The organism is Sphingopyxis macrogoltabida, from assembly GCF_001307295.1.
GTDB classification, from domain to species: domain Bacteria; phylum Pseudomonadota; class Alphaproteobacteria; order Sphingomonadales; family Sphingomonadaceae; genus Sphingopyxis; species Sphingopyxis macrogoltabida_B.
In genome coordinates this window covers 69,481-90,268 of record NZ_CP012701.1, presented here as the reverse complement: position 1 = coordinate 90,268, position 20,788 = coordinate 69,481, and the positions used below count along the sequence as shown (strand labels likewise).

The following is a 20,788-nucleotide window of genomic DNA, read 5'->3' as shown; positions in this document are numbered from 1 at the left end:
ATCTGGAGTATAGCCTAACCGGACGTCAGGATGCAGCGGCGGTTTCTGTCAGGATAGGGTTATGGCAAGCATTTATTGACGCATGTTCCGCCGTGTCATAGAATTCAACCTGACATTTTGACCGGAGGCGGCGATGAAAGGCCAGAGGATCGGTTACGTCCGGGTGAGCACATTCGATCAGAATGTCGATCGCCAGTTGGACGGGCAGTCGCTCGACCGGATTTTCACCGACAAGGCATCGGGCAAGGACATCAACCGCCCCGAACTCGATGCCATGCTCGCCTTCGCCCGCGAGGGTGACACCGTCGTGGTCCACAGCATGGATCGATTGGCGCGTAATCTCGACGATCTGCGCAAACTGGTTCAGTCCCTCACCAAAAGAGGCGTCCGGATCGAGTTCGTGAAGGAAAGCCTGGCCTTCTCGGGCGAGGATTCCCCGATGGCCAACCTGATGCTCTCGGTCATGGGTGCGTTCGCCGAATTCGAGCGCGCCCTGATCCGGGAGCGGCAGCGCGAAGGCATTGCGGTCGCCAGACAACGCGGTGCTTATCGCGGGCGGAAACGTTCCCTCTCCGACGAAATGGTCGCCGAGCTGCACCGCCGTGTTGATGACGGCGAGCGCAAGGCCGTCATCGCCCGTGACCTGGGGATCAGTCGCGAAACCCTCTACCAGTATCTCCGCGCTGCCACCTGAGCCGGTTTCACCCAGCCTCGCTCACCCTTAGGCTTGTCTGATTGATACGACCAATGTCACGTCTCTTGAATTGCTTGAATCATATCAATGAGGATTGGAGGTATCCTTCGTCAAACGAATGGCAAGAGCGCGACCGATTGCCGCTGCGGCGACTGGCTGGACGGCGCTTGGCGGAAATGGTGCAACCGAACTAGCATTGATCTCGCAAAGCGCATAGGAGCCATCGCTGATGGCTTCACCAGGGCGAAATAGGAAGTCGGCGTCCCAAAGAAGCGGAAGATCGTGGTCGACGATCGACAGCAACCTTTGCATCTCTGGAATCCAGCGATCCTCCATCGCTTTCCGTAAGGCTGCGAAGCGCGTCACCTCCGGTCCGAACATGGCGCGGCCCATCGGCTGTGGGGTTGACGACGTTGTATCAATGGCCGTTGGCGTCATCAGCGCAGTGATCAGGTTGTGCCCAAAGCCAACCACTCGGTGCCCGCACACGTAGCAGCGGACCATGCCCTCGGACGACTGCGGCTGATAAGCCTGATCGATCAGCACGCCGCCGTCGTTTAGAAACGGCACCCACCTTTCCAAGCACTCGGCTAGGCTGATGCGCTCCGATTTGCTTCCTTGGCGGGCCTCTTGAACTTTCACCGACGTTTTCAAAGCCGGAGCGTTTCCCGCTTCGTCTAGTTGGACACGCCATACATTCCTGCCGCCGTTGCCGTAGTTCGGCTTCAGCACGCGCGGGCCTGCGGCAAGATGTTCGGGGAAACGAGCGCGAAGGCCTTCAGCGTCCACGTATCGATCGACATCGCTGCCCCATTCCATGGATCGCGTTGTGTAGAGCACTTCCTTGACGCCGATTTTGGCGATCACGTCAGGATGCGCGCTGACGACAACGCCGCACCCCGCGACTTCGCGCAGCATTGGATCGAGCTGCGAGCGGTCGCCTGAAATGTCCAACGGATTCACCCAGACCAGCACTGCGTCGCACGACAGCAGCTCGTCCCGAATCTCGCGAACCGCCTCGTCCCTGTACAGTACAGGCCTTGCGGTCGCCCCGAGCGCCCGCAAGGCCTGCATTATCGGCCACTGCCGGGCTTCATGAAAGCGATGCGTCCACTCGGCTGCTTGCCCACGCCAAAGAAGAGCGATGTTCGGGCCGGATGTCATTGTTGCATCTCCCCATCGGACCTGTCCCCTTTGTGGTCGCGAACTCAGGTGTCGCGCAGCAGTGGGTGTTAAGCCACGGCGGTCGGGTTCAGCCGCCGCCGCGCAAAGCCGCGGCATAGCGCCGGTCGACCACTTCCCAGTCGATGTTGCGGAAGAAGGCGTCGACATATTTGGCGGCGGCGGTGCCGTAATCCATGTGGAAACTGTGCTCGTACATATCGAGCGCGAGCAGCGGCACGCCGGCAATCGCACCGTGCATATGATCCCACGCCCAATGGTTGTGCAGCGAGCGCGTGTGGAGATTGTAGACGAGCACGCACCAGCCCGATCCGCCGGCAAGGCTCATCCCGGTACGGCGGAAGTCGGCTTCCCAGCGGTCGAACGAGCCGAACGCCGCGCCCAGCGCGTCGCGGATGGAACCGGCTGCCTGGCCGTTGCCGCCGAGCCCGTCGAAATAGACCTCATGGAGCACGACCGAGCCGGTGCGGTGCAGCTCCTCGCGCTTCAATCCGCCATAGACCACCGGCGGCAGGTCCGTGTCAGCGAGCGCGGCGGCAAGTCGTGTCTCGATCATATTCAGGGCCTTGACCGAGCCCGCATAATTGTTCTCGTGGTGCGATGTGATCAGCCTTTCGGAGAGGCCGTGAAGCCTGGCGGGATTGAACCTGAGCGGCTTGACCTGATGATTTCCGGCAAAGGCGGGGACAGCCGCCGGCGCTGCGGCCGGCGTCTGCGCAGAGGCTTCGTTGATAGTCATGGCGGCGGCTCCGATGCCAAGAGTTGCGATTGCACTGCGTCGGGAAAGATGGTCGATCGTCACGCGTCACTCCTTCAGATGATCATTACATATGCGGCCCCGAGGACCGAGCAGACGCCGAGCACCGGCAGCATGCCGGCCTTGAACCGGAACATGGCGAGTATCGCACCCACCGCGAGCGCCAGCGCCGGCCAGTTGACGGACGTTAGGACTGGGAGATCGATGGTGCCGGCTGCGAACGGCACTTCGCGGACTTGCTCGAACAGAGTGTGGATACCAAACCAGACCGCCAGATTGAGGATCACGCCGACCACTGCGGCGGTGATCGCCGAAAGCGCGGCCGACAATGCGCGGTTGCCGCGCAGCCGCTCGATGAATGGCGCGCCGGCGAAGATCCACAGGAAGCATGGCAGGAAGGTAACCCAGGTGGTGAGGATTGCGCCGAAGGTCGCGGCGACGAGCGGCGGCAGCCCGGTCGCTTCGCGGAAGGCCGCGAGGAAGCCGACGAACTGCGTCACCATGATCAGCGGCCCGGGCGTGGTCTCGGCCATGCCGAGCCCGTCGAGCATCTCGCCGGGCTGGAGCCAGCCATAGGTCTCGACTGCCTCCTGCGCGACATAGGCGAGCACCGCATAGGCGCCGCCGAAGGTCACCACCGCCATCTGGCTGAAGAAGGTGGCGATGCGGCTGAACACGTCGTCGGGGCCGAACGCGAACAGCAGCGCTGCGACCGGCCCGAGCCAGAGCAGCAGCAGGACGCCGGAGATGCGCAGCGACCAAGAGAGGTTCGGCCGGGCATGGTCGGGAAGGCCCTCGCCAAGAGCGGTGTCGCGGTCGTGGATTATCTCAGCGCCGGCGGGACCATGACCGCCGCCGCCCTTGAATGCGGCGTAACCAGCGCGGCCACCGAAGAAGCCGATCAGCGCGGCGGCAAGCACGATCAGCGGGAAGGGCACGTCGAGCACGAAGATCGCGACGAACGCCAGCGCGGCAAAACCGCGCATGACGTTGTTCTTCAAGGCACGCGAACCCACCCGGACCACCGCCTGTAGCACCACCGCCAGCACGGCGGCCTTCAATCCGAAGAACAATCCCTCGACCAGCGCCACTTCGCCGAGCAGCACATAGACATAGCTGAGCCCTAAAATCGCGAGGAAGCCGGGCAGCACGAATAGCGCGCCCGCGACCAGGCCGCCCTTGGTCTTATGGAGCAACCAGCCAATATAGACAGCTAGCTGTTGCGCTTCAGGGCCGGGCAGCAGCATGCAATAGTTGAGCGCGTGGAGGAACCGCTCCTCGCCGATCCAGCGCTTCTCCTCGACCAGGATGCGATGCATCACCGCTATCTGGCCCGCCGGTCCGCCGAAGCTGAGCAGCGCGACCCTGATCCAGACGCGCACCGCCTCGCCAAAGCTGATGCCGTGCTCGTGCAGCGTCTCGACTGCGATTTCAGCGCGTGCGCTGGCCTCCATCTTTAGTCCTCTTTTCGCCGGGTGAAGTGAGCATAGAATCCGTCGAGCGCGGTCGATCCGCGCGCGATCCGCTCCTCGTCGTCGTCGGTGCCGGCACAGATGCCGGCGATAAGCGCGCTCACTCCCGGAGTTTCCGGGCGCTCGAACCGAGCATCGGCAATATCAAGGTCGTGAACAATTTCGCCGAGCGCCCGCAGCGCGGGGTCGGTCTCGAGACCGGTGAGGAACACCAAGGTCTCGAAGGAGCAGCGGTCGCCTTCGTGGGTGAACTCAGCGTCCGCCATGTCGAACCTCAGTTCGTCAGGCTCCGGCACATATCCTTTGCCCTCGACGAACTTGAAGCTCGCCTCGGGGTCGATGAAGCGGCGAATGAGCCAGGCGGACGCGATGCGATCGACATGGACATGGCGGCGCGTCACCCAAACGCGGCGCTTTAGCTCCGCCGGGGTCAGCTCGGGCGCACCGGGGCCGCTCACATCGGGATGTTGGTGAGAGCGGCGGTCCGCCTCGGTGATGGCGGCCTGTGCCGCCTGCCGACCATGCGCACCGAAAAAGTCGATCGCGGCGACCTCGTTCAGGCGTTTGCGCAGGCGGCCCACATCCGCCGCCGCGACATACTCGCCCTCACACAGCGCGCGCGCCTCGCGTGCCAACTCCTCATAGTCGGCGTCACGCGCAGCGTCGAACACTCCGCGCAGCTCCGCATCGCCCATGCCGCCGACAAGGCGCGCTTCGAGGATCAGCGCCTCGCCGCCATTTTCGGTGATCTCGCGATGCAGTTCTTCGAACAGCGCGCGCGTGTCCTCGCGATTGGGGAGCGCATGGACGGCGTTCTTGAGCGGCGCGGCCCCGATCGCCTGCAAACGCCGCCAGACCTTCACCCGCAAATAGGCAGGCTTAGCCGGAAGCTGCGGGATCAGGAGCAACCAAGGGGAAGCTTGTGTGTTTGTCATAGTTGTATCGTCACTAGCCTACAAGTGTAAGGGTTGCATCACAAGCCTCATGAGCATAGGACTGCTTATCCCGAAGAAAGAAACCGGAGCGCAATGTCGCGGCTCGCCGGCGGCGCGCTCGCATGACGTGAGGCTTTCCGTGTCGAGTGCGCTGATGAAGGATCAATTATGCTGAAAAAGACCATCGCCTTGGGATTCGCCAGCCTCCTGCTGGCAAGCCCGGCATGGGCAGCGCCGGACTGGTCGGCTGTCGACCGGGCGATAGGACGAGCGGGGGCCGAACAGCCGGGGGGCGTTCACCGCTACAGCTTCCCGCGTTCGGACCTGAGCGTCACGCTGGATGGGGTGACGATCAAGCCCTCCCTCGCGCTCGGCTCTTGGGCGGCGTTTCAGCCGATGGGCGACGAGGCGATGGTGATGGGCGATCTCGTGCTGACCCACGACGAGGTGAACCCCGTTTTGAGCCGCCTGCTCGCAAGCGGTTTTACGATCACCGCGCTCCACAATCACCTGCTCCGCTCTTCGCCTGCGACCATGTACATGCACATTGCCGGCCACGGCGACCCGGTGAAGCTCGCGGCCGCGCTCCGGCAAGCGCTATCAGCCAGTCGGACCCCGCTCGCCGCGCCGCAATCGCCTTCGGCCAGCGCAGCCGCATCGCGGCTCGACCTCGATGTGGCCGCGCTCAACCGGTTGATGGGCGGTGAGGGCAAGACGGCCGGTGGCATCCTCCAATACAGCTTTCCGCGCGCCGAGCGGCTGATGGACGGCGATATGGAGACTCCGCCGACGATGGGCACGGCGACCGCGATCAACTTTCAGCCAACCGGGGACGGCCGAGCCGCCATCACCGGCGATTTCGTACTTGTCGCAAACGAGGTCGATCCGGTCCTGCGCGTGCTGCGGACGAACGGGATCGAGGTCACGGCGCTGCATAATCATATGCTAAACGACGAGCCGCGGCTGTTCTTCATGCACTTCTGGGCCAACGACGACGCAGCCAAGCTCGCCCGTGGGCTGCGCGCGGCGCTCGACAGGATGAACAATCAGAGGAGTTGAACTCGGACGACGGCTCATTGGGCCGTAACCGCCGCCCGCCCGACCCCACGGCCCTTATGCAGGAAGTGGAATGGAACATGGCTAGCAAACGAACTCTCACTGTTGTCGCAGGCGTGGGCGCGGCCGCGCTGGCGATCGCGGGCGTGGCGATCGCGCAAAACCACGAGGCGAACGAAAACCGGATAATCGGCAAGCACAGCGAACGAGACATCCCGCTTGCTCAGGTGCCCGAGGCCGCGATGAACGCGGCACGCGCGCAACTCGCGTCAATAAGCAAAGCGGAGCAAGTCACCCGAAAGGCGGACGGAAGCACGCTCTATGAAATCAAGGGCAAGAACAGCGACGGAAAGACGATCGAACTGTTCGTCACGCCCGAAGGCCAGGTGCTCGGCCGCGAATGATGGATCAGCACGGGGCGCCGGCCGTCGAGGGCCGTGCGCCCCTTCCGAAATGATACTGCGGAATAGGAGACGAAAATGCGGCCAAGGCGATGGATATTGTTATGCGCCGCTTTGGCCGCCCTGCCTGATAGTGCGATCGGCCAAACCGAACCCGCGTCGGCGACGGGCTCGGCGTTGTTCGTAAGCTGTCAAGCGAATGAGCCGCGATGCGGCGCTTACCTCCAAGGCGTGCTCGACATGATGATCGTCGCGCGAAAAGCGGAATGCCGCGCTCCACGCTATGACCGATCGGCGCTGCGCGCGGCATATTTACGCTGGGCGGAGCAGAATAGCTATTTTATGAGTGTTCATATGGTGGCCGGAGCTGAACGCTCGTTAGCGAAGGCTTGGCCATGTCAGTAGCATCGTACCCCGCGGCGTAGCCTGCCCGGCGGCTGCCTTTGAGGGCAGGCGGAGCGTCCGCCTGGCGGTGAATTCCGCCAGCTCAACGATCCCATGTCGCGCCTCAAGCTCGCTAATTAGCCGATGTTCGCATTATGTCTGCCAAATCGTTGTCTGGCGCACAAACCTTGAGGTGACGCCAGATAGCGTTCGAGGATCTCGTCCTTGGTCAGCCACGCTTCGAGCCAGAAGGCGATCAGCGCCTCGCGCGCCTTGCGGCCAAGGGTGCGTTTCGGGGTCAGGAAGGTGAATTTGGCCAGCTGCTGGGTGATCGTGCTGCCGCCCTGCGTCCGCCCGCCCGTGACATTGCTCCACACCGCGCGCGCGATGCTGCGCGGATCGACCCCCCAATGGCTGTAAAAGCGACGGTCCTCGATCGCGAGGAAGGCGCCGGTGACATGTTTCGGCAGGTCCGCGGCCTTCACCGGCGCATCGACGATCGCGCCCGACCGCGCGATCGGGGTGCCGTCCGACGCGAGCAGCGTAACCTGCGGCGGAGCAATTGGTTCGAGCGACTTTGACAGGGGCGCGGTGAGCGCCAGCCAGCCGACGAGCAGAAGCAGCAGGATACAGAAGACCGCAAAGCCGCGCGATATGCGGCGCAGCCATTTGCGGCGGCGGCTTTCCGGAACAACCGGCGGCGGCGCATCGAAACCGGGGGTGTCCGGCATCGCGAACGATGGCGCAGCGGGCGCTGGTTCGGGCGTTTTGGATTTACGAAACCACGTCATGCTCACCCGCCGTATTACAATCGCAATACAGCATAAGCAAATGGCTTATGCGGCCTGCCAGCTATCGCAACCCGCCGATTGCGCGCGAATGAACGGGAGAGTGGTGCGCTTACAGGACTCGGCGTCGCGCCAACAATGGCTGTTTTTCGACCATGTGATGAAGCGGTGTGGCGAGTGGCCCCCAAAAAAGCCCCCAGCGCGTCCCCGCATATACCTGCCCTCATTCATTTTCAGCCAAAACTTCTGCGATGCTGTTAGAGATCACGCGATCGGTAAATTCGGTTACGCGTGATCTTATGAGGCCTTTGGCCGCAAGAGCCCGTTCACTTCGATCGCGTGAAACAAAGAAGTCCCAAGAGCATCCAGCCAGTATTTCTACGGAAGGCGTCTCGCTGGCATGGTGCTCGCTGTGGGTGCCCATCAACGCCCGATCGTGAGATATCGGCAGATACATCGACTTGAGTTGGTCTAGGTCGGCCAAGATTACCGGCATCCATTCGTTTTGATGATCCTGCGCCAATCCCACACAATCGGGTAGCACCAAATCGCAACCTTCCAGCACACTCCAACGGAGGGTCTTGAGCTTTTCGAATCGAGCGGGCGGCACAAGGTGCCTCGAGAGCGCGCTGCGCTGTGCATCCGTTGCAATCTGAGCCACGCCTAAGCTTCCTTGCTTTAGTGCTTGCCCCATCAGTTTCGATGCGTCTGCGAAAAACATTTCGCCGTTCTGCTCGAAGTAGCGCTGGACAATATCCAGCATCGAGTTCTGATCGATACCGATAGCTTCGAATTTCTGGCGATTGAAGCTCCACTCCTCCGCTAACTGCTCGCGCATAAGCTTAGACAAAGATTTGCGATCGCTTGATAGTGCGAACGCCGCCGGATCGGACTGGAGCAGATTGTCGATCGCTCCAAGCATTTGAGAGCCAGCTCCAGCTGCAAATCGACGAAAATGCGCCGTTCTGATCGTGAGATGTGTTGCGATTTCGGCCGCAACCTCCGGGATAGGAATTGTGTCAGCGTCGGCCGCCCGTAACTGGTTGAGCCCGACAGCAAGAAAGTTTTCGTAGTCGGTTATCCCAGCATCAGCAAGTAAGGCGACCAAGTCCAGCACAGCACCGCCAGGGCAAGAGAAAGTTACGCTCTTGCTGTGGTCGAACCGGCAGGCACAGTCCAGAGAAATGAGTCTTATAAGTCGTGGGCTGATTAGTCTCATCGATTGATCATCAGCGCCATGGACGCGCGCACTCGAATTGGCTGGAACCTGAAGCGGTTACGCAAGGAGCGTGAGATCAGCCAAGAAGATTTTGCCACCGACAGCGGCTTTGACCGCGGCTATATTAGCGGTGTTGAACGCGGCGTGCGCAACCCATCGATCTTGGTTCTCGAGAGAATTGCGACCGCGCTTGAGGTTGATGTGGCTGAACTCGTCAATGCCGAGAAGGCAGCGGCCTTTGTGAGAGAAACGAGAGGCTAATGCGGTCGGCGGAAGCCATTGCGGATGAAGTCGAATACATGAACTTGGAGTCGATCTTCATTTCTTCGCAAACGCGTAGAAGTTCGCCGCTCCATCAGTCTCCTCCGGCAAGTGCTTATTGAACGAGGTGTTGTCAGAGTAAATCCCTCATAGTGCGCTTAGGCAAGATTAGGGCAGTTGGAGTAGAGCCTCAGGCGAGCAACGACTGCCACTCGGCCCATGCGGCAGTTCGGGCCCGTTTGTAGGTCTGGCGATCGACGAGGTGGCGTTCGAGATAAAAATGACTGTGGACGTTGCCATGGACGGAAGCAAATTTCTGCAAGGACTTCACCTGCCTAAATCTAAGCATCGCCCGCTCCCTTCGCCTGAAGGGAAGATGGCTGTTCTCCACTCTATTGTTTGCCCAGCGGCCGATCTTTTGTTTGTGGCGATTGCCGAGCTTGTCCATTGCGGCACCGTAAGAACGTAGCCCGTCAGTAGTGATGGTTTCGACCGGGCCGTGGCGTTTCAGCGCCTTTTTGATGAAGGCTAAGGCTGCCTTCTTGTCCCTGTTCTTAGTGACGAAACTCTCGAGTATTTCGCCCTCATGATCGACCGCACGCCAGAGATAGACCATCTTTCCGTTCAACCTGACGTACATTTCGTCGAGGTGCCAGTTCCAGTGGCGGAAGCCCTTCATTCGCGACACCCGTCGCCTGCGGAGTTCAGCGGCAAACATTGGTCCAAACCTGTTCCACCAGAAGCGCACCGTCTCGTGGCTGATATCGAGCCCGCGCTCGACCATCATATCCTCGACGTTCCGCAGACTCAGAGGAAACCGCATATACATCATCACCACCAAACGGATCACCTCGGGTGACGAGTTGAAATAGCGGAACGGACTGGCTGGCTTGCGCGGTTTTGGCATGCCAGACATCTAGCCGCGCTGTACAATGTTGCACAGGTGGTGCATTTGCTCTGACAGGACCGCGCCGACGCTTAGTTCGTCGAATTACCGCGCTCTGAGCGTCGCCATGTGCCGGGCGCAACCCCCTGCAGCCTCTTGAAGGAGCGGACAAAACTCGCCGACTCCGAGAAGCCGACGCGCTCGGCGATCTCGTCGATCGTCATGGACGTGGAGATTAGCATCTCGCGCGCGAACGCATGAAGAACCTCTGCGCGTATGGTTCGAAAGGTCGTGCCTTCGGCACGCAGGCGCCGGCGCAACGTGCTGCTTGGAACTCGCAGTTCTCTCGCGATCTCTTCCTCCGAACGTATGGCGCCCGGCGCACCCATAATCAAGCTGCGCACGCGATTGCGCGTCGTCGATGCGCGCCGCTGCGCCACTTGCTCGAGTTGGAGTTCGCACCAAGTACGTGTCCAGTGGTCGGCGAACCGCAACGGCTCCACGAACAGCGACGCCTCGAACTCGATCCGGTTCGCTTTCGCGCCGTACAGAATGTTCGTCCCAAAGTGCCGTTCGAACGGCGCAGCACTTGCGGGACGGTCGAACTTGAACGTGGTCGAGAGCGGCAAGATTTCGCGGCCGAGCATCGCGCTCATCCACTCCTGCAACGACGACAGACCGCGCGCGACGCAGAACGGCCGGCATGCCATGGGCAGCACGTGATCGAGCACCGTGAACACGCCGACCTTGGCGTCCAAATCGAAGTCGAGCTTGCAGAACCATAGCGAGATCGACTGAAAGCGGCTGGCCATCCAAAGCGCATCGACGATGCTTCGGCTCGACAGCATCGCGAAGCCCAACACACCCAGCGTTGTGATGTGGAGGCGCCGTCCGACCTCGAGTCCGAGCCCCACATCGTCGTTGAACAGCCTAAGATTGCGTATGGCGAGCAGCTCTTGCCAAGCCTCGATTTCGAGATCGCTCTTGTCTAGCTGGTCCGCCGTCAAATTCGTGCCCGAAAGCAGCCGTGGCGCGGACATCCCGCTCTCGTTCGCGACCTCGACCAGCACGCGCAAGGCCGCTGGATCACGCTTGGCTCTCGCTTCCAACATGATCAGAACTTGGCGTTTGTGGTCGAACTAGTCAAGAAATGAGCGACGCTATCATGTCGATTGTCAGTCCGCGAAGCGAAGATCAACCATGCCGTCGATTGCTGTGCCGCGTGCGACGTAGTGCGCGTGAGGCATAGTTGTGCCGAGTGGCATGAGAAAAATGAGGAGACACGAATGAATCGCAGCCTCAAACCCAAGCCGGTGCTGGCGCAGATTCCGCGAGTCGCTTTGGAAGATCTGCCGCACCGTATCAGCCACTTTGTGTCGAACGCGGCAGCGCGCGCGCCCGAGGCCGTCGCGCTCGTGCAGCCTGGCGGCGAAAGCTGGACCTATGCACGCTTTTGGCAGACGATACGCGCAACGTCCGGCGCATTGCACCGGTTCGGCGTTCGCCCCGGCGACCGCGTCGTGATCGTCTGCGAGAACGGCGTCGAGGCGCTGGCCCTGCTCTTCGCCGCGTCCGAGCTTGACGCGTGGGCCGTGATACTCAACGCACGCCAAAGCGCGCACGAGATCGACAAAGTCGCCGCGCATTGCGATCCGCGTGCACTGTTCTTCACTGACCGCGACTCTGCGGAGGCCGGGGCGCACGCGGCGCGCCATGGCGCAACCCGCTTGACGCTGGATGGATCTCTCACCGTCCTGGCGTCGCCGGTGAATAGCGGCGCGGCGCCGGAACCCGTCGCGACGAGCGGCGCGGATCAGGTCGCTGTGCTGCTCTACACGACCGGCACGACCGGGACTCCCAAGGGCGTGATGCTGACGCATCGCAATCTGGCCTTCACCACAGAGTCTGGCGCGCGCGACGCCTGGCTCTCGTCCGGCGACACGGCGCTCGGCGCACTCCCGATTTCACACTCTTACGGCCTCGGCGTCGTGTTGGCGATGCTGTGGTCGGGGACGCTTACGTACCTGCAGTCGCGCTTCTCGGTTGCGCAAGCAGTGGACATGATCGTCGACGGACGCCTGACGCGTCTGCATGTAGTACCCAGCATGTTGGGTCTGATCCTGCGCCACGCCAAGGACAGCGGTGTCGCGCTGTCGCCCAACCGCCTAGTCGGCGTGATGAGCGCTGCTGCCCCGCTCGATCGGGAGATGAAACTCGAGTTTGAAGCACTCACCGGCGTCGTGATGCACAACAACTACGGCCTCACCGAAACTGCGCCGGCCATCAGCCGAACGTCACATCAGTCATTCGGCGAGGGCGCGCATGTCGGCGAGCCGATCGAAGGCGTGGAAATCCAGGTGCGCACGGCGACGGGCGCGACAGCGCAGCCTGGCGAGACCGGCGAACTCCACGTGCGCGGCCCCAACATCATGAAGGGCTATTACCGCGCGCCAGGTGAGACAGCGGCGGTGATGGATGCCGACGGCTGGCTCAACACGGGTGACATCGTCCGCGTCGATGAGAAAAATCGCATATGGATCGAAAGCCGCAGCAAGGAACTGATCATCCGGTCCGGCTTTAATGTTTATCCGCCGGAAGTGGAGGCGGCCATCAACGCACATCCGGACGTTCAGCAATCGGCCGTCGTCGGTCGCGCGGTCGCCGGTAACGAGGAAGTCGTCGCCTTCGTCGAGGTGCGCCCCGGCGCGACGATTTCGGCAGCCGACATCAGCGCTTACGTTGCCGATCGCCTCGCGCCCTACAAGCGACCCCAAGACATCATCATCGTTAGCGAATTGCCGGTTGCGCCGAACGGCAAAATTCTGAAAGCCAAGCTGGCGGATATCGCCAAGCGCGGAGCTAATTGAAAGACCACACATGCCGCTGAAACAAATCTCCGGATCGCTGCGCCACGCCCTCGCGCTCTCGCGCGGCTATCTGGAGTCGCTTCTGAAGTCTCGCGCGCCGGTCACCCCAGACGCCTTCCAGCCCGCGACCTTCGCCACGAAGTGCGCCTATGGTCTGGGCCAAGCCTCTGAAGGGATGAAAACAAACGCGTTCAGCCTCTTCACGCTCTTCTACTACAATCAGATTTTGGGCCTCGATGGTGCGCTCACCGGCATGGCGCTCGGGATAGCGCTCGTCATCGATGCGATCGTCGATCCGCTGGTCGGCTGGCTGTCAGACTCATGGCGTTCTCGTTTTGGAAGGCGGCATCCCTTCATGTACGCCTCAATCCTGCCGCTCGCGCTCGGCTTCTCACTGCTCTTCAATCCGATTGTGACGAGCCAGGAGGGACTGTTCATCTGGCTGATCGTCTTCGCTTGTATCTCGCGGGTGTCGATCTCGATGTTCTTCATCCCGCATGTCGCGCTCGGAGCCGAACTTTCGGTCGACTTTCAAGAGCGCACGTCCATAGTCGGCTATCGCCAAGTCTTCTCCATTCTGGGCGGCGCGACCGTGGTCTTGCTCGGCTTCGGTGTGTTCCTCGCTGACCAAGAGATCCGTTCGGGCGCGCTGGATCACACATCCTATGGCGCGATGGGAATCACCCTCGCCGTGGTCATGGCGAGCTGCATGCTGATCTCCGCGCTCGGCACGCAAAACCGTGTACCCTACCTCTACCAGGTTCCCGATGGCGCTCCGCGCCACACCGCTTGGGGCATACTGGGGTCGATGTATCAGCAATTCCGTGGCATCCTTGGAAACCGCTCGTTCTGCGCGTTGTTCTTCGGCGTGCTTATCCTCTACGTCATGGTCGGCGTTGACGCCGCGCTTTACCTCCACGTCACGACGTTCTTCTGGCAGATCACGAGCACCGAGCAGATGTATTTCTGGGCGATCTTTTCGCTCGGTTCTATTCTCGGCGGCTTGTCCACAACCAAACTGTCGGAATGGTTCGAAAAGCGCACGTTGCTCATCTTTGGCACGGTCGGCTGGGCGTTCTTTCAGATGTTGCCGACCGTGCTGCGCTTACTTGAAGCATTGCCGGAGAACCGAGACTCCGCGCTGTTCCCTTTTCTCGCGGCAGTCTCGTTCGCCAAAGGTCTGGTCGTCGTGCAAGCGTGGATCATGTACGGCTCGATGATGGCCGATGTCGCCGACGAATATGACCTTGAAACCGGTCGGCGCAGCGAGGGTATCCTTTTCGCCGCCGTCTCCTTTTCGAATCAGGCGATGACTGGCCTCGGTACGATCATCGCGGGGTTCATTCTTTCATTCCTGGAGTGGCCGACCGGAGCACATGTCGATGTCAGCACGATCGATCCGAGCAAAGTCGCGTTGATGGGCCTTTTCTACGGTCCGGCCATCGGTGGCTTCGCGCTTTTCAGCATGTTGTTCTTTCTGGCGTACGGCATCGACAAGCGGCGCCACACGGAAATCCGCGCCATGCTGCAGTCGCGCTGAACCGCAACGATTTGACCCGGGGGCGCGTGCCAAGCACGTTGAGGCTGGCCGCGACTGTCAAGGAATGAGCGAAACGGTCATTGTCGACACCCCTCTGAACCAACCATCGTAGAGGCCGCGAAAATAGCGAAGAAAGCGGACGTACGATGGGGCAGTTAGAGGCCGTTGGCCACCGGCGAAACTCGTGGGCATGGAGCTACGAGGATCAAGGCCCGACGCCCGCCGAGACCCAGGCGATGTGCCATCGGATGGCAACCCGCCAGACATCGTCGCTCATCCGGGCAGCGAAGCCGACGTTGCGGCGCTCCTCGACTGGTGCGACGGCAATTCCTATGCTGCCATTCCATTCGGCGGCAGTTCGACCGTCACCGGCGGCGTCGAGCCGCTTCACGACCCGCGCTATTGCGGTATCGTCGCCATTGACATCTCGCGCCTCAATAAAATTGCCGAAGTCGACCGAGTCTCTCGGGCCGCGCGCATCCAAGGCGGCGCTTTTGGTCCTGAAATCGAAGATTTGACATCGAAAATCACTAAGGAGAAACGCTGTGGCGAAGGAAAAGAGTGGCTACTACGGCCCGAGAAGGAAATTCTGGTCGTGGGGATATGAAGGTGAAGAAATATCTCAAGAAGAAATCAACATCATGCGGGTCCGCGTGGAGCAGCGGCTCGGAATTAAGGACATTAAAGTTCTATCTGATCCGACTCTGGACGAGATTGACCTGTATTCGTCGCGCATACAGATCCCGCGAACGCTAGAGGACTTTTGCACCTCGGAAAAGTGGGACAGAGTTTCTCATACGTACGGTAAGAGTTTCAAGGACATGACCCTTACATACCGACGCGATTTCAAGAAGGCACCGGACGTCGTGGCCTATCCGCGCGACGAAGAAGACATCGCCGCAATCTTCGACTGGTGTGGGGAAAATGGTTACGCATGCATCCCGTATGGCGGCGGATCGAGCGTCACCGGTGGCTTCTGGGGTCCCGAGCGCGACGCCTTTCCCGGGGTCGTCGTAGTCGACCTGGGCAACATCAATAAGATCCTCGAAGTCGATCCCGTGTCACGTTGCGCGCGGATCCAGGCTGGCATTCTCGGTCCGGCACTGGAAGAGCAACTCAAGCCGTATGACCTCACCCTGCGCCACATCCCGCAATCGTGGGAATTCTCATCGCTGGGTGGTTGGATCGCAACCCGATCGTCCGGCCACTATGCCACCCATCTCACGCATATTGACGAAATGGTGGAATGCCTGCGCGTGGTCACTCCGGCGGGAACGATCCAGAACCGGCGGTTGCCAGGCTCGGGCGCCGGACCCAATCCAGATCGGCTGTTCATCGGGTCTGAAGGCTCGCTGGGCATCATCACCGAAGCATGGATGCGTCTACAAGGGCGCGTTAGATTCCGTGCGAATGCGTCGATCTCTTTCAAGACGTTCTATCAGGGTGCCAAGGCCATCCGTCAGATCACCCAAGCAGGACTGTTCCCGGCGAACTGTCGCTATTTGGATGAGCAAGACGCCATGTTCTACGGCGCTGGAGACGGCACCGAGTCAGTTTTGTTGCTCGGCTTCGAATCCGCCGACCATCCAGTAGATCCGTGGCTGGAGCGTAGTCTCGAAATCTGCAGAGACTTCGGTGGCGTCGTGACGCAAAAGGCGGGAACTGCGGACAACGCGTTGGAGACGAGCCGTAGCGGGCCGCAGGGTAACTGGCGGAACCAGTTCAGATATCTGCCTCGGTTTATGCATACGCGTGCGGCGATGGGAATCGTCAGCTTCACGTTCGAAACTGCCTACACTTGGGATCGGTTCGAAGAAGTCGATACCGAGATCGTGCGTCGCATGCGGAAGGCCCAGGAAGAAAATCTTGGTAGCGGCGGCATCGTCTGCCGCAGATTCTCCTTCCTGTATCCGGACGGCCCGGCTCCTTACTATTCGATCATGGCTCCTTCGACGCATGCCAACAGCCTTGAAGCCTATGAGATGCTCCACGACGTTGCGTCGGACGCGCTAATCGAGCTCGGCGCAACCATCACGCACCATCATGCTGTCGGCAAATCGTTCCGTCCCTGGTACGACAAGGAAGTCGATCCGCTGTTCCGCCGTGTGCTAGCAGCCGCCAAGACCGAGCTGGACCCGAACTGGATGTTGAACCCTGGGCTGTTCGTTGACAAGCCGGCAGGGCTTAAGATCGTTGGATAGGGTTCTTCAGCGATGATTGATCTATACTTCTGGCCGACCCCAAACGGATACAAAGCAGCCATAATGCTGGCAGAGTCGGGCTTGGATTATCGTGTGATTCCGGTTGATATAACGGCAGGCGAGCAGTTTCATCCGGAATTTCTGAAGATCAATCCAAACAACAAAGTGCCGGCCATCGTGGATCACGATGGCCCGCACAACAAGCCCTATGCAGTTTTTGAATCCGCAGTCGTTCTGATCTATCTCGCGGAAAAGTCCGGTAGATTCCTCCCTCAGGATCCTGAAAAGCGCTACGATACGCTGAAGTGGCTTGTCTTTCAGAATACGACGATGGGTCCAATGCTGGGGCAAGCGCACCACTTCATGGTGTATGCGACTGAGAAGATTGACTACGCGATCGAACGTTATGATCGGGAAGTTGGTCGAATATACAACATTCTCGAGAAGCGCCTTGGCGAATCTGAATACCTCGCCGGCGACTATTCTATCGCTGACATCAGCGCATTCCCCTGGGTTCGTACACGAAAGTTGCATCGGCGCAACTTGTCGGAGTACCCCAACATTGATCGGTGGTACCAAGCGATCAAAGACCGTCCGGGGGTTCGGGCGGGCATAGATACGTTATCCGGCAGCAAACAATGGGAAGCGAAGCCGGGCACCGAGGCCTGGAATAACATGTTCGGAAAGAACTGAAATACGTAACTATTGCATAGAATCGTACGCAAGCGGTGACAGCCGCCTTGCCGAGTGAGGCGTGGCATTAAGAACTGTCCTCATAGGGTGACCTTGGGGGTACCCGGCTTTAGACGCACTTGCCGATATTGCAAACTGGGGCGCAGTCAAAACGCTGACGGCTGATGACTACACGCTCCTAGTGGAAGAAGTGCTGTAGCTACGACGAAGCGCTGCAGGACGGCAGCCATCGTCGAAGCGCGCGCGCGAGCCTGCCCATACAGTCAATTGGCTAACCAGTTCGATCATCGTTTGGGCGCAGCCGCAGCATAGTCTGTGAGACCAAAGAGGGCGCAGGGTGCCGATGCCTAACGGCTCGGCACCTGCGGATCGAGCGGAGATAAGCCGCCGATGAGAGTAGGGGAAAGGCAATGCGTTTTTTGCTGTCGGCGAGTGTCGCCGCAATTGGAATCTCTTTCGCGCTCGGTTCAGCCGCGATGGCCCAGGACGCAGCGCAACAGCCCGCTCCCGACACCGCGGAGACAGACTCGCCGGCCGCCGAACAGCCGAGGGGCGAAGGCGAGAAAGAAATAATCATCGTCACTGCCCGCCGTCGTTCCGAGCAATTGCAGAGCACACCCATCGCGGTCACGCCGTTCGACCAGCGCAAGCTCGACGAGCGCCAGATCAGTACCTTCGGCGATCTGCAGTTTAACGTCCCGAATCTAACCTTCACCAAGACGAATTTTTCTGGTTCCAGCATTTCGATCCGCGCCATCGGCACCACTGTCATCACGTCGTCGGGCGATTCAGGCGTGGCCATCCATGTGAACGAAGCGCCGATCGTCTTTGCGAACATTTTCTCGACCGAGCTCTACGACGTCCAGGCGTTCGAAGTTCTGCGCGGGCCCCAGGGCACGCTCTTTGGCCGCAACGCGACCGGGGGCACAGTCAATCTCATTACTTCGCGCCCCGTGAACGACTTGACGGGTTATATCGAGGCCCGCGTCGGCGACTACAACGATGAAATGTTTCGCGGCGCGCTCAACGTACCAATCACCGACAATTTCTGGGTGCGCGGCGCATTCATCAAGCTCTCGCGGGACGGCTACACAGAGAATCTCCATAAGGGCGAGCGGATCGATGGTCGCGATCAGTGGTCGGCGCGCTTGTCGTTGCGTTACTCGCCGACTGAAAGCACGGACATCAACTTGATGTACCAGCGCTTCAAGGAGGATTCGAACCGGTCGCGCGTCTACAAGCAGATGTGCCACAAGGATCCAGACGGCGTTTACGGCTGCTTGCCCGACCGCCTGGGCTTCGACACGATCCACACCGGCGGGAGCAACAGCCATCTGCAAGCCGTGGCGCTCGGTCTGCTGCCGTGGACGAGAAACACGCCGTCCAACATCCGTGCTGCAGCGAACGGCCGTTACAGCTACACGCCTGTCGACGCTTTCGCCGGCGTCGGCGTCCCCACGGACTTGCGGCAGGTGCGCACCGATTTCACGCCGGTCTACAAGGCCGACGAGGACATCCTGACGCTGAACGTCGAGCAAGACGTCGGCGCTGTGGCGCTCTCGTTCGTCGGCAGCTACCAGAAGTCGGACCTGCTTGCACAGACGGACTTCGACTGGGATGTGCCGAGCGCGCCGTTCAGCTTCGGCCGTACCGCATATTATCCGTTCGCCAACGGGTTCCCGCTCGATCAATACTACAACGGTAACGCTTATGGCGGCAGCTTCGCTTCCGTCGCAAACTACATCGCGCGCATGCAGACGCTGTTTCCCGGCGGCAACATCCCGACTTCGGCGCTCGACACCGGCGCCTATGTCGGATCACTGCCGCTCTATACGCCCTCGCTCGGCACGCCGTCCGTCTACAACATCACCAACGTGCCGTTCGGTTATGACGAAATCAGCGGCCGCGCCTACCAGTACTCGGGCGAACTGCGCGTTGCGACCAATAGTGACGGTCCGCTGCAAGCGCAGGGCGGCGTCTTGTACATGGAGGTGACGAACAATGGTCAGTATTTTGTCGGTTTGAACACACTCGACGCGCTTTCGATTTTCGACAACGACCTGCGCAAGCAGCCTCCGGGCTTCTTCGGTCCGAACTCGTTCTACTCAACCGACTGCTTCGCCAACATCAATCCCGGCACGTGCGGCCAGCCGCCGTACTCCGTTTCCGAACTCTATGACTACAAGATGAAGTCACTTAGTTTCTTCGGCGAGGCTAATTACGCCGTCCGCGACAACCTGAACCTCACCTTCGGCTTGCGCTACACTAGCGACAAGAAGGAGTCTCGTCAGCGCGTTCTGCAGCTCAGCGGTGTTTTCCCGTTCGAGACGCTGAAAAAATCGTTCCCCGGCTGGACAGGTCGCGTGGGAATCGACTGGACACCTCAGTGGGCCTTCGCAGACGAGACTCTTCTATACGGCTTCTACTCGCGTGGCTTCAAGAGCGGCGGGTTCAACACTGCGACGTCGCAGCGTCAGCTAGTCGACCCCACGTTGTCGCGCCAGTTCGACTCGGAGAAGGTCAACGCGTTCGAGCTCGGCATGAAAAACACGTTCGCCGACAACAAATTGCGCCTGAACCTTGCGGCGTTCCTATATGACTACAATGGCCTCCAGGTCTCCACGATCCAGCGCCAATCGTCCGTCAACGTGAATGTCGACGCGAAAGTCTGGGGCTTGGAGGCTGAAGTCTACTATGCGCCTACATCCTCATGGCAGTTCGACATAAACGCCTCTTATCTCGGTACCAAGATCGGCGATCGATCGATCATCGACCCACGCGATCCGACCGACGGCCGCCAAGACGTCATGCTGATCAAGGACGTACTCTACGGCGACCTGTGCGTTGCGCCGCGCGGTGCCAACGATCCGCGCGCCGTTCACGGCAATTGTCCGCGCCCCGGCCGCGATGGTCCATATTTCGGCCCTGTCGTGGGCGGCGTGGTGACGCAGATGTATCGCGGTCTGCCGATCGGGGCGACGGCGACAACATCGGACGGCGTCGTCTACTCGGGCTTCGGCGTGCCCCGCAACCTGAAGGGAAACGAGCTGCAGAACGCGCCGAACTGGCAGATCAAGGTCGGTGCGCAACATAGGCGCAATCTCGGTTTCGCCTATTTGACCTTGCGCGCCGACTATTTCATCCAGGGCGAGTCTTGGGGCCGCATCTTCAATCGCGACCCGATCGACAAGCTCAAAGGCTGGGATCAGCTCAATCTTTCGGCGGCGCTTTCGAGCATGAAGCCGATGCCGTGGGAGCTCAAGTTTTGGATGCGCAACGTGTCCGACAAAGACAATCTGACGGGCATGTACGTCGCCGACGCCGGCAACGGCCTTTTCACCAACGTCTTCCTCAACGAGCCGCGCCTCTATGGCGTTACGTTGAGGACAGGCTTCTAACTCCCACCGACTCCGGCGATCTTCAAACGGGGATCGCCGGCTTCGTTGTTGCGC

At 60.4% G+C, this 20,788-nt stretch carries 18 protein-coding genes and 1 pseudogene; 11 read left to right on the top strand and 8 right to left on the bottom strand.

The features are described from left to right. Positions 1 to 133 precede the first annotated feature (133 nt). Positions 134 to 694 (top strand): recombinase family protein, encoded by a 561-nt coding sequence (locus AN936_RS22610; protein ID WP_017184234.1) that lies wholly within the window; start codon positions 134 to 136, stop codon positions 692 to 694. A gap of 84 nt (positions 695 to 778) precedes the next feature. Here the strand turns inward: AN936_RS22610 and AN936_RS22605 are convergent, their stop codons facing one another. The 4 genes from AN936_RS22605 to AN936_RS22590 all read right to left on the bottom strand — a co-directional run bounded on the left by AN936_RS22605 (position 779) and on the right by AN936_RS22590 (position 5,040). Beyond that, positions 779 to 1,858, bottom strand: a complete 1,080-nt coding sequence (locus tag AN936_RS22605) for a Cj0069 family protein (RefSeq protein ID WP_158500135.1) — start codon at positions 1,856 to 1,858, stop codon at positions 779 to 781. Between the two features lie 88 nt (positions 1,859 to 1,946). Then, positions 1,947 to 2,615 carry a superoxide dismutase gene (locus AN936_RS22600; RefSeq protein WP_017184236.1) on the bottom strand — a complete coding sequence of 223 codons (669 nt, stop codon included), beginning with the start codon at positions 2,613 to 2,615 and terminating at the stop codon, positions 1,947 to 1,949. A 74-nt stretch (positions 2,616 to 2,689) separates the two neighbouring features. Then, positions 2,690 to 4,087, bottom strand: coding sequence for a chromate efflux transporter (chrA, locus tag AN936_RS22595; RefSeq protein ID WP_008603799.1), 1,398 nt, complete (start codon positions 4,085 to 4,087; stop codon positions 2,690 to 2,692). A gap of 2 nt (positions 4,088 to 4,089) precedes the next feature. Then, complete coding sequence (locus tag AN936_RS22590; protein ID WP_025160483.1) at positions 4,090 to 5,040, bottom strand: chromate resistance protein ChrB domain-containing protein; 951 nt, start codon at positions 5,038 to 5,040, stop codon at positions 4,090 to 4,092. Positions 5,041 to 5,208: 168 nt separating this feature from the next. Between AN936_RS22590 and AN936_RS22585 the strand changes: the two genes are divergently transcribed. The 3 genes from AN936_RS22585 to AN936_RS25945 all read left to right on the top strand — a co-directional run bounded on the left by AN936_RS22585 (position 5,209) and on the right by AN936_RS25945 (position 6,902). Beyond that, positions 5,209 to 6,099, top strand: a complete 891-nt coding sequence (locus tag AN936_RS22585) for a DUF1259 domain-containing protein (RefSeq protein WP_008603797.1) — start codon at positions 5,209 to 5,211, stop codon at positions 6,097 to 6,099. Further along, complete coding sequence (locus tag AN936_RS22580; protein WP_228165648.1) at positions 6,096 to 6,500, top strand: PepSY domain-containing protein; 405 nt, start codon at positions 6,096 to 6,098, stop codon at positions 6,498 to 6,500. The genes AN936_RS22585 and AN936_RS22580 overlap by 4 nt, the downstream gene beginning before the upstream one ends. A 75-nt stretch (positions 6,501 to 6,575) precedes the next feature. Continuing rightward, the gene (locus tag AN936_RS25945) at positions 6,576 to 6,902 is read left to right on the top strand and encodes a Rap1a/Tai family immunity protein (protein WP_223178489.1); all 327 of its coding nucleotides are present in this window, start codon (positions 6,576 to 6,578) and stop codon (positions 6,900 to 6,902) included. Between the two features lie 173 nt (positions 6,903 to 7,075). On the opposite strand, the pseudogene AN936_RS22575 reads toward AN936_RS25945, so the two are convergent. Next, a pseudogene (locus AN936_RS22575) lies at positions 7,076 to 7,612 on the bottom strand (transglycosylase domain-containing protein); the annotation flags it as partial. Between the two features lie 280 nt (positions 7,613 to 7,892). Next, positions 7,893 to 8,786, bottom strand: coding sequence for a hypothetical protein (locus AN936_RS22570; RefSeq protein ID WP_054590545.1), 894 nt, complete (start codon positions 8,784 to 8,786; stop codon positions 7,893 to 7,895). Between the two features lie 120 nt (positions 8,787 to 8,906). Between AN936_RS22570 and AN936_RS22565 the strand changes: the two genes are divergently transcribed. Then, positions 8,907 to 9,149: a helix-turn-helix domain-containing protein gene (locus AN936_RS22565; protein WP_054590643.1), complete on the top strand. Its 243-nt coding sequence runs from the start codon at positions 8,907 to 8,909 to the stop codon at positions 9,147 to 9,149. Positions 9,150 to 9,339: 190 nt separating this feature from the next. Here AN936_RS22565 and AN936_RS22560 read toward each other — a convergent pair whose 3' ends face one another. Next, entirely contained in the window at positions 9,340 to 10,056 is a 717-nt protein-coding gene (locus AN936_RS22560) for an IS6 family transposase (protein WP_054590642.1), read from the bottom strand. A gap of 71 nt (positions 10,057 to 10,127) precedes the next feature. Next, positions 10,128 to 11,147 (bottom strand): AraC family transcriptional regulator, encoded by a 1,020-nt coding sequence (locus tag AN936_RS22555; protein ID WP_084758689.1) that lies wholly within the window; start codon positions 11,145 to 11,147, stop codon positions 10,128 to 10,130. A gap of 174 nt (positions 11,148 to 11,321) precedes the next feature. Between AN936_RS22555 and AN936_RS22550 the strand changes: the two genes are divergently transcribed. The 6 genes from AN936_RS22550 (at position 11,322) to AN936_RS22525 (ending at position 20,734) form a co-directional block, all read left to right on the top strand. Further along, positions 11,322 to 12,902, top strand: coding sequence for a class I adenylate-forming enzyme family protein (locus AN936_RS22550; RefSeq protein ID WP_054590543.1), 1,581 nt, complete (start codon positions 11,322 to 11,324; stop codon positions 12,900 to 12,902). A 10-nt stretch (positions 12,903 to 12,912) separates the two neighbouring features. After that, positions 12,913 to 14,442, top strand: a complete 1,530-nt coding sequence (locus AN936_RS22545; protein WP_054590542.1) for an MFS transporter — start codon at positions 12,913 to 12,915, stop codon at positions 14,440 to 14,442. Positions 14,443 to 14,680: 238 nt separating this feature from the next. Continuing rightward, positions 14,681 to 15,049: an FAD-binding oxidoreductase gene (locus AN936_RS24455; protein ID WP_234715872.1), complete on the top strand. Its 369-nt coding sequence runs from the start codon at positions 14,681 to 14,683 to the stop codon at positions 15,047 to 15,049. Beyond that, a complete protein-coding gene (locus tag AN936_RS22535; protein ID WP_054590540.1) occupies positions 14,988 to 16,643 on the top strand; it encodes an FAD-binding oxidoreductase in 1,656 nt (551 codons plus the stop codon). The genes AN936_RS24455 and AN936_RS22535 overlap by 62 nt, the downstream gene beginning before the upstream one ends. Positions 16,644 to 16,655: 12 nt before the next feature. Next, a complete protein-coding gene (locus AN936_RS22530) occupies positions 16,656 to 17,336 on the top strand; it encodes a glutathione S-transferase N-terminal domain-containing protein (protein WP_054590539.1) in 681 nt (226 codons plus the stop codon). A 410-nt stretch (positions 17,337 to 17,746) separates the two neighbouring features. Further along, complete coding sequence (locus AN936_RS22525; protein WP_054590538.1) at positions 17,747 to 20,734, top strand: TonB-dependent receptor; 2,988 nt, start codon at positions 17,747 to 17,749, stop codon at positions 20,732 to 20,734. Positions 20,735 to 20,788 lie beyond the last annotated feature (54 nt).